At 66.9% G+C, this 12878-nt stretch carries 13 protein-coding genes and 2 tRNA genes; 7 read left to right on the top strand and 8 right to left on the bottom strand.

Annotated features, from left to right (window positions below):
• Nucleotides 1–22: 22 nt before the first annotated feature.
• Genes hemW through rph form a run of 3 tightly spaced genes read right to left on the bottom strand, consistent with a single transcriptional unit; the run spans nucleotide 23 to nucleotide 2670 of the window.
• Nucleotides 23–1237: a radical SAM family heme chaperone HemW gene (gene hemW, locus HZI36_RS11075; RefSeq protein WP_179402689.1), complete on the bottom strand. Its 1215-nt coding sequence runs from the start codon at nucleotides 1235–1237 to the stop codon at nucleotides 23–25.
• 34 nt (nucleotides 1238–1271) lie between these two features.
• Nucleotides 1272–1883, bottom strand: coding sequence for an RdgB/HAM1 family non-canonical purine NTP pyrophosphatase (rdgB, locus tag HZI36_RS11070; protein WP_343050107.1), 612 nt, complete (start codon nucleotides 1881–1883; stop codon nucleotides 1272–1274).
• A gap of 46 nt (nucleotides 1884–1929) precedes the next feature.
• Entirely contained in the window at nucleotides 1930–2670 is a 741-nt protein-coding gene (gene rph, locus HZI36_RS11065; protein WP_179402687.1) for a ribonuclease PH, read from the bottom strand.
• 171 nt (nucleotides 2671–2841) lie between these two features.
• Here rph and HZI36_RS11060 point away from each other — a divergent pair, with 171 nt between their 5' ends.
• The 4 genes from HZI36_RS11060 (at nucleotide 2842) to HZI36_RS11045 (ending at nucleotide 7229) form a co-directional block, all read left to right on the top strand.
• Nucleotides 2842–3765, top strand: a complete 924-nt coding sequence (locus HZI36_RS11060) for a YicC/YloC family endoribonuclease (protein ID WP_179402686.1) — start codon at nucleotides 2842–2844, stop codon at nucleotides 3763–3765.
• Nucleotides 3766–3851: 86 nt separating this feature from the next.
• Nucleotides 3852–4532 carry a guanylate kinase gene (gene gmk, locus HZI36_RS11055; protein ID WP_179402685.1) on the top strand — a complete coding sequence of 227 codons (681 nt, stop codon included), beginning with the start codon at nucleotides 3852–3854 and terminating at the stop codon, nucleotides 4530–4532.
• Nucleotides 4533–4592: 60 nt separating this feature from the next.
• Complete coding sequence (rpoZ, locus tag HZI36_RS11050) at nucleotides 4593–4796, top strand: DNA-directed RNA polymerase subunit omega (RefSeq protein ID WP_179402684.1); 204 nt, start codon at nucleotides 4593–4595, stop codon at nucleotides 4794–4796.
• A gap of 63 nt (nucleotides 4797–4859) precedes the next feature.
• Nucleotides 4860–7229, top strand: coding sequence for a RelA/SpoT family protein (locus HZI36_RS11045; protein ID WP_179402683.1), 2370 nt, complete (start codon nucleotides 4860–4862; stop codon nucleotides 7227–7229).
• Nucleotides 7230–7465: 236 nt separating this feature from the next.
• Here the strand turns inward: HZI36_RS11045 and HZI36_RS11035 are convergent.
• Nucleotides 7466–7542, bottom strand: a tRNA-Arg gene (locus HZI36_RS11035).
• 62 nt (nucleotides 7543–7604) lie between these two features.
• Nucleotides 7605–7681 (bottom strand) — tRNA-Arg (locus HZI36_RS11030).
• A 130-nt stretch (nucleotides 7682–7811) separates the two neighbouring features.
• On the opposite strand from HZI36_RS11030, the gene greB reads away from it, so the two are divergent.
• Complete coding sequence (gene greB / locus HZI36_RS11025) at nucleotides 7812–8378, top strand: transcription elongation factor GreB (protein WP_179402682.1); 567 nt, start codon at nucleotides 7812–7814, stop codon at nucleotides 8376–8378.
• 39 nt (nucleotides 8379–8417) lie between these two features.
• Here greB and HZI36_RS11020 read toward each other — a convergent pair whose 3' ends face one another.
• Together HZI36_RS11020 and HZI36_RS11015 are read right to left on the bottom strand one after the other, a co-directional pair.
• Entirely contained in the window at nucleotides 8418–9563 is a 1146-nt protein-coding gene (locus tag HZI36_RS11020; RefSeq protein ID WP_179402681.1) for a porin, read from the bottom strand.
• Between the two features lie 379 nt (nucleotides 9564–9942).
• Nucleotides 9943–10200 carry a hypothetical protein gene (locus tag HZI36_RS11015; protein ID WP_179402680.1) on the bottom strand — a complete coding sequence of 86 codons (258 nt, stop codon included), beginning with the start codon at nucleotides 10198–10200 and terminating at the stop codon, nucleotides 9943–9945.
• A gap of 383 nt (nucleotides 10201–10583) precedes the next feature.
• Between HZI36_RS11015 and HZI36_RS11010 the strand changes: the two genes are divergently transcribed.
• Nucleotides 10584–10787, top strand: a complete 204-nt coding sequence (locus HZI36_RS11010) for a cold-shock protein (RefSeq protein WP_179402679.1) — start codon at nucleotides 10584–10586, stop codon at nucleotides 10785–10787.
• A 158-nt stretch (nucleotides 10788–10945) separates the two neighbouring features.
• Nucleotides 10946–12088, top strand: a complete 1143-nt coding sequence (locus HZI36_RS11005) for an exonuclease domain-containing protein (protein ID WP_179402678.1) — start codon at nucleotides 10946–10948, stop codon at nucleotides 12086–12088.
• 141 nt (nucleotides 12089–12229) lie between these two features.
• Here the strand turns inward: HZI36_RS11005 and HZI36_RS11000 are convergent, their stop codons facing one another.
• Nucleotides 12230–12823, bottom strand: coding sequence for a chorismate mutase (locus HZI36_RS11000; protein ID WP_179402677.1), 594 nt, complete (start codon nucleotides 12821–12823; stop codon nucleotides 12230–12232).
• Nucleotides 12824–12878: the final 55 nt, after the last annotated feature.

Raw genomic sequence — 12878 nt, 5'->3', positions numbered from 1 at the left:
GCCCCATCCCGATCCCGCCGCTTCAGTCGTCGCGCAGGAACAGTTCCTGCAGATCGTTGAGGAAGCGCTGCCCGAGCGGCGTCGGCGCGATCCGCGCGAAATCGCGCGTGATCAACCCGCGCCGTTCCGCCTCCTTCAGCGCCGGCTCGATCGTCGTGATCGGCAACCCGGTGCGTTCCGCGAAACTCGGCACCGGAAACCCCTCGACGAGCCGCAGCGTGTTCAGCATGAACTCGAACGGCAGGTCACGCGCGCCGACCTCGCGCTCCTCCTGCACCGGTGTGCCGGCCCGGGCCTGCTCGATGAACGTCGCCGGATGCTTGTAGCGCGCCTGCCGCAGGATCCGGTTCGGAAACGACAGCTTCGTATGCGCGCCCGCGCCGATCCCGAGATAGTCGCCGAAGCGCCAGTAGTTCAGGTTGTGCTTGCACTGCCGGTGCGGCTTCGCATACGCGGATACCTCGTAGCGCTCGTAACCCGCCGCGGCCGTGCGCTCGTGGATCCACTCCTGCATGTCGGCGGACGCGTCGTCGTCGGGCACCGCCGGCGGGAACTTCGCGAACAGCGTGTTCGGCTCGAGCGTCAGGTGATAAAGCGACAGATGCGGTGGCGCGAACGACAGCGCGGTCTCGATATCCGCGCGGCATTCGTCGAGCGTCTGGTTCGGCAGCGCGAACATCAGGTCGAGATTGAAGTTGTCGAACGTCTTCGCGGCGACCTCGACCGCCGCGCGCGCCTGCGTCGCGTCGTGGATGCGCCCGAGCGCCTTCAGATGCGCTTCGCTGAAGCTCTGGATCCCGACCGACAGCCGGTTCACGCCGCTCGCGCGGAACTGCGCGAACTTCGCGGCCTCGAACGTGCCCGGATTCGCCTCGAGCGTGATCTCGGCGTCGGCATCGAGCGGCAGCAGCGCCCGCACGTCGGACAGCAGCCGGTCGAGTCCCGCCGCCGACAGCAGGCTCGGCGTGCCGCCGCCGATGAACACCGTATGCACCTGCCGTCCCCAGACGAGCGGCAGCGCGAGTTCGAGATCGGCACGCAGCGCGTCGAGATAGTCGGCTTCCGGGAACTGCTCGCCTTTCCACTCGTGCGAGTTGAAGTCGCAGTACGGGCACTTGCGCACGCACCACGGGAAATGCACGTACAGCGCGAGCGGCGGCAGCGAGCTCAGGCGGATCTGCCCCGGCGACGTGAAGCTCGCGACGACGCGCGCGCCGATGTCGGCTGCCTGGCTCATGCAGCCTCCCGCGAACGGATGTGAACGTGGGGCTTCATTTCTCCTCCGCGAGCCGCGCGAGCAGCGCCTTCAGCGCGAGCGCGCGATGGCTCAGCGCGTTCTTCACGGCCGGCTCGAGTTCGGCGACCGTCGCGCCGAGCGACGGAATATGGAAATACGGGTCGTAGCCGAAACCGTGCGCGCCGCGCGGCGCGTCGACGATCTCGCCGTGCCAGTGGCCGTCCGCGATCAGCGGCTCCGGGTCGTCCGCGTGGCGCACGAGCGCGAGCACGCAGCAGTAGTACGCGCGTCGATCGTCGATGCCGCGCAGTTGGTCGACGAGATGCGCGTTGTTCGCGGCGTCGCCCTTGTCGAGCCCCGCGCGCTGCGCGTAACGCGCCGAGTACACGCCGGGCGCGCCGCGCAGCGCATGCACGCAGAGCCCGGAATCGTCGGCGATCGCCGGCAGCCCGGTCAGCTCGGCCGCGTGGCGCGCCTTCGCGAGCGCGTTCTCGACGAACGTGCGGAACGGCTCGTCGGCTTCGGGCACCGCGAGCTCGCCCTGCGGGATCACGTCGATGCCGACCGTCGAGAACAGCGCGGCGAATTCGCGCAGCTTTCCCGCGTTGTTCGACGCGAGCACGAGGCGAGACAAGGGCGGCGACACATGCGGCGCCGAATTCGGCCCCAACGGCGGCTGCGCGCGCGAATCGTCAGTCATGGCGCACACCCAGCGCTTCCTTCTGCAGGCGGACGAGTTCGCCGATCCCGCCTTGCGCGAGGTCGAGCAGCGCGTTCATCTCGCCGCGCGAGAACGGCGCGCCTTCGGCCGTGCCCTGCACCTCGACGAAGCCGCCTTGGCCCGTCATCACGACGTTCATGTCGGTGTCGCAGCGCGAGTCTTCCGCGTAGTCGAGATCGAGCAGCGGCGTGCCGTCGAACACGCCGACCGAGATCGCGGCGACGTGGTCGGTGATCGGCGAGCCCGACAGCTTGCCCGCCGCGATCAGCTTCGACACCGCGTCGTGCGCGGCGACGAACGCGCCGGTGATGCTCGCGGTGCGCGTGCCGCCATCGGCCTGGATCACGTCGCAGTCGAGGTGGATCGTGCGGGGCCCGAGCTTCTCGAGATCGAACACCGCGCGCAGCGCGCGACCGATCAGGCGCTGGATTTCCTGGGTGCGGCCGGTCTGCTTGCCGCGCGCGGCCTCGCGGTCGCTGCGCGTGTGCGTCGCGCGCGGCAGCATCCCGTATTCGGCGGTGAGCCACCCCTGGCCGCGATCGCGCAGGAACTCCGGCACGCGCTCGGCGATGCTCGCGGTGCAGATCACCTTCGTGTCGCCGAACTCGACGAGCACCGACCCTTCGGCGTGCTTCGTGTAATGGCGGGTGAGCGCGACGTGGCGCAGCTGATCGGCGCGTCGGCCGCTCGGGCGGGAAAAGGATGACGTCATGGATGGATGAAACGAGAAGGGGAAACCTCGATTCTAGCGCTGAACGGTGGCGAGCCCGGGCGGGGCCGGCGCCAAAAATGGGATAATGCGCGTTCCCCGCCCCGCGCTCCGGATGCGCCGGGCGCCTCGATTTTCCTGGCCCGTGAGGGCATCCAGACGGCGAGACGAACCATGATCTACAGCATGACGGGCTATGCGAGCGCGACGCGCGAACTCGCGGCGGCCACGGGCAACGGCGGCACGGGCGTGTCGGTCGAGCTTCGCACCGTGAACTCGCGCTTCCTCGACCTGAACTTCCGCATGCCGGACGACGTGCGCGCATGCGAGCCCGCGCTGCGCGAGATGCTGATGACGAAGCTGTCGCGCGGCAAGGTCGACGTGCGCATCAACCTGCAGCGCGCCGAGCAGAGCATCGGCGCGGGCGCGCTGAACCCGTCGGCGCTCGGCCAGCTCGCGGAGCTCGAGCGCACGGTGCTCGACGCGTTCCCGGGCGTGGGCCGCCTGCGCGCGGGCGAAATCCTGCGCTGGCCCGGCGTGCTCGCCGAGAGCGGCGTGTCGGCCGACACGATCCGCGAAGCGGTGCTCGCGTGCGGGAAGGAAGCGATCGGCGAGCTCGTCGTCGTGCGCTCGCGCGAAGGCGCGCAGCTCGCGTCGATGCTGCTCGCGAACGTCGCCGAGATGGAGGCGATCGTCGCGCGAATCACGCCGCTCGTGCCGGAGCTGATCGCCAAGCATCAGCAGAAGATCGTCGAACGTCTGACCGAAGCGCTCGGGATCGCGGCGCCGGAGGGCGGCGCGCCCGTCGTGTCGCGCGAGGAGGCGGCCGAGCGGATCCGTCAGGAAGTGACGATGTATGGAATCCGAATCGATATCGCGGAAGAGCTGTCGCGGCTCACCGCGCATCTGAACGAGACGCGTCACGTGATCGAGAAGGGCGGCCGCGTCGGCAAGCGCCTCGACTTCATGATGCAGGAACTGAATCGCGAGGCGAACACGCTCGGCTCGAAGGCGGCGGCGAAGGAGCTCGCCGACGCGTCGATGGCGCTAAAGCTGCTGATCGAGCAGATGCGCGAGCAAGTGCAAAACCTGGAGTAAATAATGAAACAACCCCCACGCTCACTTTGTTCGCTGCCCCCCGAGGGGGCGATCAGCCTCCTTTGGGCGGCCCGGCGGAGGCTGACATGACCGATTCCTCTCGCGCCGCCGCCGCGCATACGCTGCACGCCGGCATCTATCCGGGCAACCTGTTCATGGTGGTCGCGCCGTCGGGCGCGGGCAAGTCCACGCTCGTGAACGCGCTGCTCGCGCAGGACAAGGACATCTGCCTGTCGGTCTCGTACACGACGCGCGAGCCGCGCTCGAACGAGCGGGACGGCGTGAACTACCATTTCACGACGGTCGAGGATTTCCGCGCGCGCCACGCGCACCATGAGTTTCTCGAGAGCGCGGAAGTGCACGGCAACTACTACGGCACGTCGCGCGTCTGGATCGAGGAGCAGATGAAGAACGGCCACGACGTGCTGCTCGAGATCGACTGGCAGGGCGCGCAGCAGGTGAAGAAGCAGTTCCGCAACGCGGTCGGCATCTTCATCCTGCCGCCGTCGCTCGACGCGCTCGAGGAGCGCCTGAAGAAGCGCGGCCAGGACGAGCCGAACGTGATCACGCGGCGCCTGCTCGCGGCCGGCAGCGAGATCGCGCATGCGTCGGAAGCGGAGTACGTGGTGATCAACGAGAACTTCGACTGCGCGCTCGCGGAGCTGCGCACGATCGTCGCGGCGACGCGCCTGCGTTTCGCGTCGCAGTACGCGCGGCACACGAATCTTTTCGTCGAGCTCGGCATCCATCTCCCGCATGCCGAATGACGATGTCCGATGAGGGACATCAGGTAGAATACGCACTATATTCAGAAGGAATGACCCAACATGGCTCGCATCACCGTCGAAGACTGCCTGAAGCAAATCCCGAACCGCTTCGAACTGGCGCTCGCCGCCACCTATCGCGCGCGACAGCTCGCGCAAGGCCACACGCCGAAGATCGAAAGCCGCGACAAGCCGACCGTCATCGCGCTGCGCGAGATCGCAGCCGGCCAGGTTGGCATCGAGATGCTGAAGAAAGTGCCCGTTTAAGGCACACTCGGTATTTCCAGCCATGTAGTCCACGCGCAACGATTGCTAACCGAGGAGGCGAAAATGAGCACCACCCCTTCGTCCGCCTCGGCGGATTCGAGCTCTGAAGAAACCGTCACGCAATCGCCCGCGCGCCAGTACATCAATGCGGTCCTCGAACAGTCGTTTCGTCATCTGTTCGGGCCGACCGCGACTCCGGAGCAGCCGCGCAAGCACGGCGTCGTTTCGATCGCGAAACTGACCGCCGCGCTTGCCGACTATCTGAGCCCGGAAGAGATCAAAGAGATCAAGGCGGCGTTCCACTTCAGCGACGAAGCCCATCTCGGTCAATATCGCCAGAGCGGCGAACCCTACATCACCCATCCCGTCGCCGTCGCCGAAATCTGCGCCGGCTGGAAGCTCGACGCGCAGGCGATCATGGCCGCTCTGCTGCACGACGTGATGGAAGACCAGGGCGTCACGAAGAGCGAGCTCGCCGAGCGCTTCGGGCCGAAGGTCGCGGAGCTCGTCGACGGGCTGTCCAAGCTCGACAAGATGGAGTTCCGCAGTCGCGAGGAGGCGCAGGCGGAAAACTTCCGCAAGATGCTGCTCGCGATGGCGCGCGACGTGCGCGTGATCCTCGTGAAGCTCGCCGACCGCCTGCACAACATGCGCACGCTCGGCGCGGTGCCGATGGAGAAGCGCCGCCGCGTCGCGCGCGAGACGCTCGACATCTACGCGCCGATCGCGCACCGCCTCGGTCTGAACAATACGTATCGCGAGCTGCAGGACATGAGCTTCGCGAACTTCAATCCGCATCGCTACGCGACGCTCGAGAAGGCCGTGAAGGCCGCGCGCGGCAACCGCCGCGAGGTGATCGGCAAGATTCTCGAAGCCGCGCAGCGCGCGGTCGTCGACGCGAAGATCGACGCGGAGATCACCGGCCGCGAGAAGACGATCTACAGCATCTACCGGAAGATGCGCGACAAGCAGCTGTCGTTCTCGCAGGTGCTCGACGTGTACGGCTTTCGCGTGGTCGTCGAGAATCCGCTCGACTGCTACACGTGCATCGGCGCGCTGCACGCGCTGTACAAGCCGGTGCCGGGCAAGTTCAAGGACTACATCGCGATCCCGAAGGTCAACGGCTACCAGTCGCTGCACACGACGCTCGTCGGCCCGTTCGGCGCGCCGATCGAGTTTCAGGTGCGCACGCGCAAGATGCACGAGATCGCCGAGGCGGGCGTCGCCGCGCACTGGCTGTACAAGAACGGCGGCGCCGACCTGAACGACGTGCAGAAGCGCGCGCATCAGTGGCTGAAGTCGCTGCTCGACATCCAGAGCGAAGCAGGCGATTCGAGCGAATTCCTCGAGCACGTGAAGATCGACCTGTTCCCGGACGCGGTCTACGTGTTTACGCCGAAGTCGAGGATCATGGCGCTGCCGCGCGGCGCGACCGCGCTCGACTTCGCGTATTCGATCCACAGCGATCTCGGTAACCAGTGCGTCGCGGTGAAGATCAACAACGAGTTGCTGCCGCTGCGCACCGAGCTGAAGAGCGGCGATATCGTCGAGGTGATCACCGCGCCGTACTCGAAGCCGAACCCCGCGTGGCTCGGCTTCGTGCGCACCGGCAAGGCGCGCTCGGCGATTCGTCACTATCTGAAGACGATGCGGTTGAACGAGTCGGTGCAGCTTGGCGAGCGGCTCGTCGACCAGAGCCTGAAGGGCTACGGCCTCGCGCTCGCGGAGGTTGCGCCCGAAGTGTGGGACAAGCTCGTGCAGTGGACCGGCAACAAGAGCCGCCAGGAGATCTTCGCGGATATCGGCCTCGGCCGCCGCGTCGCCGCGGTGATGGCGAAGCGGATCGAGGTGCTGACGAGCGGCCGCGACGCCGACGACGATCTGCCGCGCGCCGAGCGGCATGTCACGCATCATGCGCCGCCGGTCGTGATCACCGGCACCGAGGGGATGTCGGTGCAGCTGTCCGCGTGCTGCCGGCCGATTCCGGGCGACGACATCATGGGTTATATCGGTATCGGGCTCGGTATGGCGATTCATACGACCGATTGCCGTGTCGCGCAGCGCATTCACCGGCGCGATCCGGGGCGCTGGATCGACGTCGCGTGGGCGCCGCAGCCGGGGCGGCTGTTCGACGTCGCGGTGAAGGCGCTCGTGAAGAATGCGAAGGGGATCTTCGCGCGCGTCGCGGCGGACATCACGTCGGCCGACGCGAACATCGTGCACATCGCGATGGACGAGGATCTGACCCACGAGTCGACGATCCTGCGCTTCGTGATCCAGGTCAGCGACCGCGTGCATCTCGCGAACGTGATGCGGCGCGTGCGGACCAATCCGGACGTGATGCGGATCATGCGCGAGCGCTCGACCGACGACGGCGCGCATGCGCGTCACGACGGCGGGATGCGGATCGAGCGCGAGCGGCAGGATTACTGACCGCGCGGGCAAGGGCGGACGTGGATGAGCGCGCGGTGGGATGCGCTGTTGGGTGCGCAGTTGGGTGCGCTGTTGGGTGCGCAGTTGGGTGCGCAGTTGGATGCGCTGTTGGGTACGCTGTTGGGTGAGAAGGCGGCTTCGGGCCGCCGTTTTTGTATCCGGGCGGCGTGGGGGCGGGAGACGCGAAGGGCGGCGCAATGAAAAAAGGGCCTTCCCGGAGGAAGGCCCTTCTAAGGTGGCGCGGCTGGCAGGATTCGAACCCACGACCCCTTGGTTCGTAGCCAAGTACTCTATCCAACTGAGCTACAGCCGCACGCAAAACGGTACTGCTTTGTACTGCGAGGGCCTTCGTCGGCGAAGACCCTTCTGAAAAAATGGCGCGGCTGGCAGGATTCGAACCCACGACCCCTTGGTTCGTAGCCAAGTACTCTATCCAACTGAGCTACAGCCGCACGCAGAAGTGAGATTATAGCAGGGTTGTTTAAAAAGGGAAGTGTTCTGCGCAATTTATTGAGCCTGCCCATGCGGGGCCGGCCGTTCGTGTACCCTGCAACCATCGGCAATCCGTTTCTGAAGTCCATCATGAACAAGGCATTCGTCAAAGAGTCGGACGGCGACGACGACGATCTCGACACCGCCCAGACCGCGATTCCGGCGGGCGCGAAGAACTACATCACGCCGGCGGGGCACAAGCGGCTCCGGGACGAGCTGCTGAGCCTGATCGACGTCGAGCGGCCCGAGGTCGTGCGGCTCGTGTCGTGGGCCGCGTCGAACGGCGACCGCTCCGAGAACGGCGACTACATCTACGGCAAGCGGCGGCTGCGCGAGATCGACCGCCGGATCCGCTTCCTGACCAAGCGGCTCGACATCGCCGAGGTCGTCGACGCGAGCCGGCAGGAGAGCACCGATCAGGTGTTCTTCGGCGCGACCGTCGATTACGCGACACCGGACGGCGAGGAGCACACGATCACGATCGTCGGCATCGACGAGGTCGATCTCGATCACGGCCGCGTCAGCTGGATCTCGCCGGTCGCCCGCGCGCTGCTGAAGGCGAAGATTGGCGATACGGTCACGCTGCTGACGCCGGTCGGCCCGCAGCCGATCGACGTGCTCGACGTCCGCTACCCGGCGCCGCCGGGTGCCGCCTGAATTCGCCAGACTCCGCCGGACTCCGCCGGACGCCGCCGCTCAGAACCGGTGACGCAGGCCGGCGGTCACGCCGACCTGCCGGTCCGTCGACGACGCGCCGCCCAGCCCGTTGATGCTCGCGCCGATCGCCAGGCCGTCGGCGCTTACGCGCTGGTATTCGCCCTGCAGATAGACGTCCGTGCGCTTCGACAGCGCGTACGCGGTCTGCAGGCTGAACTGGTTCCAGCTCGGGCTCGCGCCCGCGAGCCGGCCGTCGGTGTACGTGTACGCGGCCGCGAGGCTCCACGACGGCGTCAGCGCGTAGCGGCCGTTCACCTCGTAGTTGTTGAAGCGCGTGCTGCCGGACAGGCCGGTGATGCCGCCCGTCACGCCCGATGCGGCCGCGCTGATCGCCTGCGTGTCGTCGAGGCGCGTCTGCGTGAACACGAAACCGGCCGTCGCCGGGCCATACGTGTAGCCGACGCCCGCGCCCCACGTGCGCTGGCGGGCGGCCGCGAAGGTCCAGTCGCCGGCGACCGCGCCGGGGTCGGTGGTCGCGAGCGCCAGCGCGTTGACGTCGTTGTTCAACTGCAGGTACGCGGCGGCGACGTCGAAGCCCGCATACGAATACGCGGCGCCGACGCTGTACGCGCGATTGTTCGCGAAGCCGGTCGAATTCGAGAAGCCGTAGAGCCCGCCGAACCGGAAACCGCCGTAGTTCGCGCTTTGATACTTGACTGCGTTGTTGATGCGGAACGATGTGTTCAGGTTGTCGTTGTCGAACGGATGCGCGAACTGCGTGCCGCCGTACTGCGTGCCGGTCAGCGCGAGCGGGGCGAGATAGTCGGCGACGCTGTCGTACTGGCGGCCGAGCGTCAGCGATCCGTACTGCTCGGCGGTCAGGCCGACGAACGCCTGGCGGCCGAACAGGCGGCCATCCTGCTTCAGCGCGCCGTTGTTGATCCCGAAACCGCTCTCGAGCACGAAGATCGCCTTCAGGCCGCCGCCGAGATCCTCGGCGCCGCGCAGGCCCCAGCGGCTGCCGTTGACCGACCCGCTCGTCTCCTGCCACGCGCTGTGGCCGCCCTGGTTGTTCGTGTACGTGATGCCGGCGTCGATGAGCCCGTACAGGGTGACGCTGCTCTGCGCGTGGGCGGCGATCGCGAACGCGCCCGATAGCGCGGCGGCAATCAGGGGCTTGTTCATGGTCCTGTCTCCGAAGGGAATGACGGAAGTCGAACCTGCCGCCGGCGCACGCACGGTATGCGGCGCGGGGCATTCAGATTGAACAATAGTCCATTTGGGCGGCCACGGACGGGCCGTGCATGCCGTGTCGTGGCAGGCGGTGCGGGAAGGTGCCGGAAGGCGTGGGGCGTTGGAAGGGGGCGGCGATCGGAGCCTGACTGCCGCAAACCGATTGTTGACGCTTTGGCAATAGAGGTTTGTGCGCAGCATCGGTAATGAAAGGATGCCAACTCGCTATACTGCAGGTTCTGCTTTCCGAAGCAGACTTTTTCGTTGACGGAAAAGATCTCCAAACCTTTGTAGGCGCGACTTCCCAGTCGCGCTTTTTTTTTGCGCCGCGTTACTGCTCGTACCAGCGGCGCTTGCGCCTCGGCGGCGGTGCATCGGTCGACTGCGTTGCCGGCGGCGTGTAAGTCCAGTCTTCCATCACGTAATGGCGCGCGTCGAGCGGCGACGACAGCAGGTTCTGCCAGTGGTCGCCGTGCAGCGCGGAACCGAACTCCTCGTCATACGCGGTTTCGCGTGGCTGGCCGCCCAGCGACGCTGCTTTGCGGCGTCCGAGACGACTCGCGAGGCGCTTGATTCCGCTCAACCACATGACATTCTCCCGATCAGCGCATTTCTGCGAGCATTGCAATGCAGCGGCAAATGCGCAACCCGGAATAATACGGAGCGCGCATTCGGCACGATGCACGCTCCGGTATATTTTGCCTGAGCAGGCCGGCTAGATACGCAATCAGGTAACAATGACGGGATTGATGCGCGTGCCGATTCGCGATTAATCCGGATCGGGGACCGATTCCATTTGTGATTATCTTTATTGGATAAAGCATCGATTAAAGATTTTCTTGACGCGGCGGGATCGTCCCATTTATAAAGTCAGCACTCGGGCATCGGCGGACGCGAAACGTGCGCTCGGGCGCTTCGGGAATGGGTAAAAGAGCAGGGCTTTTCTGAACAAATCGAGTGGGGAACGTGGGTATGGATACGGGTATCGTGAAATGGTTTAACGATGCTAAAGGCTTCGGCTTTATTACGTCGGACAATGGCGGTGAGGATTTGTTTGCGCATTTCTCCGAAATCCGCATGGACGGTTTCAAAACGCTGAAGGAAAATCAGCGTGTGTCCTTCGAGGTGAAGACCGGCCCGAAGGGCAAGCAGGCGGCGAACATCCAGGCGGTCTGACGCCCGAATCGCCACACCGCACAAGCCCCCGCCATGCGGGGGCTTGTGCTTTGAGGAACCGTAATCGGCGGGAGCCGACCCCGGGCACCGGTAAAATCGCCTGGCCGCCGGTGTGCCCGCCGGTGCATACTCACGACAGCGCCGCCTTCCCGTCCGTTATGTCCGATTCCCATTTGTCCGATCCCGCCCGCGAACTGCCGCTCGCCTTCGTCGACCTCGAAACCACCGGCGGTTCGGCCGCCGAGCATCGGATCACCGAAATCGGCGTCGTCGAGATCGGGCCGCTCGGCGTGTCGACGTGGACGTCGCTCGTCAATCCCGGCCAGCCGATCCCCCCGTTCATTCAGCAACTGACCGGCATCACCGATGCGATGGTGCGCGATGCGCCGCCGTTCGCCGCGCTCGCGTCCACGCTGTTCGAGCGTCTCGACGGCAAGCTGTTCGTCGCGCACAACGCGAGCTTCGATCGCGGCTTCCTGCACGCGGAGTTCGAGCGTGTCGGGCTCGTGTTCAATCCCGACTTCCTGTGCACCGTGCGGCTGTCACGCGCGCTGTTTCCGCGCGAGGCGCGGCACGGGCTTGATGCGCTGATCGCGCGGCACGGCCTCGTGCCGGCCGCGCGGCATCGCGCGCTCGCCGATGCCGATCTGCTGTGGCAGTTCTGGCGCCAGCTCCACGATCTCGTGCCACTCGAGCGGCTGCGCGAGCAGATCGCGCGCACGACGCGCCATTTCCGCCTCGCGGGCGACCTGACCGAGGCGCAGCTCGACACTGCGCCGGCCGGCTGCGGCGCGTATGCGCTGTTCGGTGAGGACGGCGCGCCGTTGTACGTCGGTCGCAGCGTGCGCGTGCGGCAGCGGCTGCGCGCGCTGCTGACGGGCGAGCGCCGTTCGTCGAAGGAGATGCGGCTCGCGCAGCAAGTGCGGCGCGTCGAATGGCGCGAGACCGGCAACGAGCTCGGCGCGATGCTTGCCGAGGCGCAGTGGATCGCACGCCTGCGCCCGGCGTTCAATCGCCGGCCGGCGGCCGACGATGCGCGCGCGGATGCGTGCGCCGCGCCCTGGCCGTTCGACGGCGCGGTCGTGTTCGATGCGCAGGGCGAACACGGTGAGCGCCGTCTGTTCCACGTGATCGACCGGTGGCGCTATCTCGGCACCGCGGAGTCGCTCGATGCCGCCGCGCGACTCGCGGCCGCCGACGCGGCGGGGCCGTTCGAGCCGTCCACCTACCGTTTGTTGCAGACGCATCTCGCACGCGGCCTGCAACTGATCTCGCTTGGCGCGTTCGCGCCGGCCGAGTAGTCGGTGTAGTCCGTGTCGTTCGCGTAGTCCGCGTTGCCGGGCGGCTGGCCGGCAGCGCGGCGAGCGCGCTGGCGACGGCCGCCGGCGACTGCCGCTAACGACTGCCGCTAACGACTGCCGCCGGCAACGGCCGCCCGCGCGTCAACCGACCGCGCTCGCGCCACCGCCCGCGCACACGTGCGCGAGCGCCGCATTGAGCGCGTGCGCGTAACTGGCATCGAAGCGGGTCATCGACTGCCAGTTCGCGATGCTGCGCGCGAGCCGCGCCTGGCAGTCGGGCGCCTGCCGCAGCGGCGCGGCCTGTGCGAGGCCGGCGAGCATCTTCTGGGTGAGGCGGTCGAGTTGGGGGCGCGTGACGGTCGCGAGGTCGGGCGGCGTGCCTTCCGGTGGACGGCTCGCGCGCCACGCGTCGAACAGCGCCTGCTGCAGGTCCTTGCTCGCCGCGATCTGGTCTTCGAAGAACGCGCGCGCGACTGCCGGATCGACGCCGGCCCGCTTCGCGCGCTGCTCGACCGACGCGAGCAGTGCCGCTTCGCGCGGTGGATCCTCGATCGGTTTGCCGTTCGCCCATTTCCAGCGCGCGACCGGTTCGGCGAGCGCGAGGCGCTGCGACGCGAGCGCGACGAGGTTCGTGAGGGCCGTGTCGTCGCCGTCGGCGGCGGCGAGGCGCGGAATGGCGGTGAGGGCGAGGCCGAGCGCTGCCGCGGCGAGGCCGGCGCGAATCGCATGCTTCATGGGAACGGTCGAAAGCCGGTTGGTCCGGCAGTGGAAATACAGAAGGATAGACGAA

Source organism: Burkholderia guangdongensis, assembly GCF_013403875.1.
Classification (GTDB): domain Bacteria; phylum Pseudomonadota; class Gammaproteobacteria; order Burkholderiales; family Burkholderiaceae; genus Burkholderia; species Burkholderia guangdongensis.
Note: the sequence above shows the minus strand (reverse complement) of the source record. Positions and strands in the feature narration are given on the sequence as shown.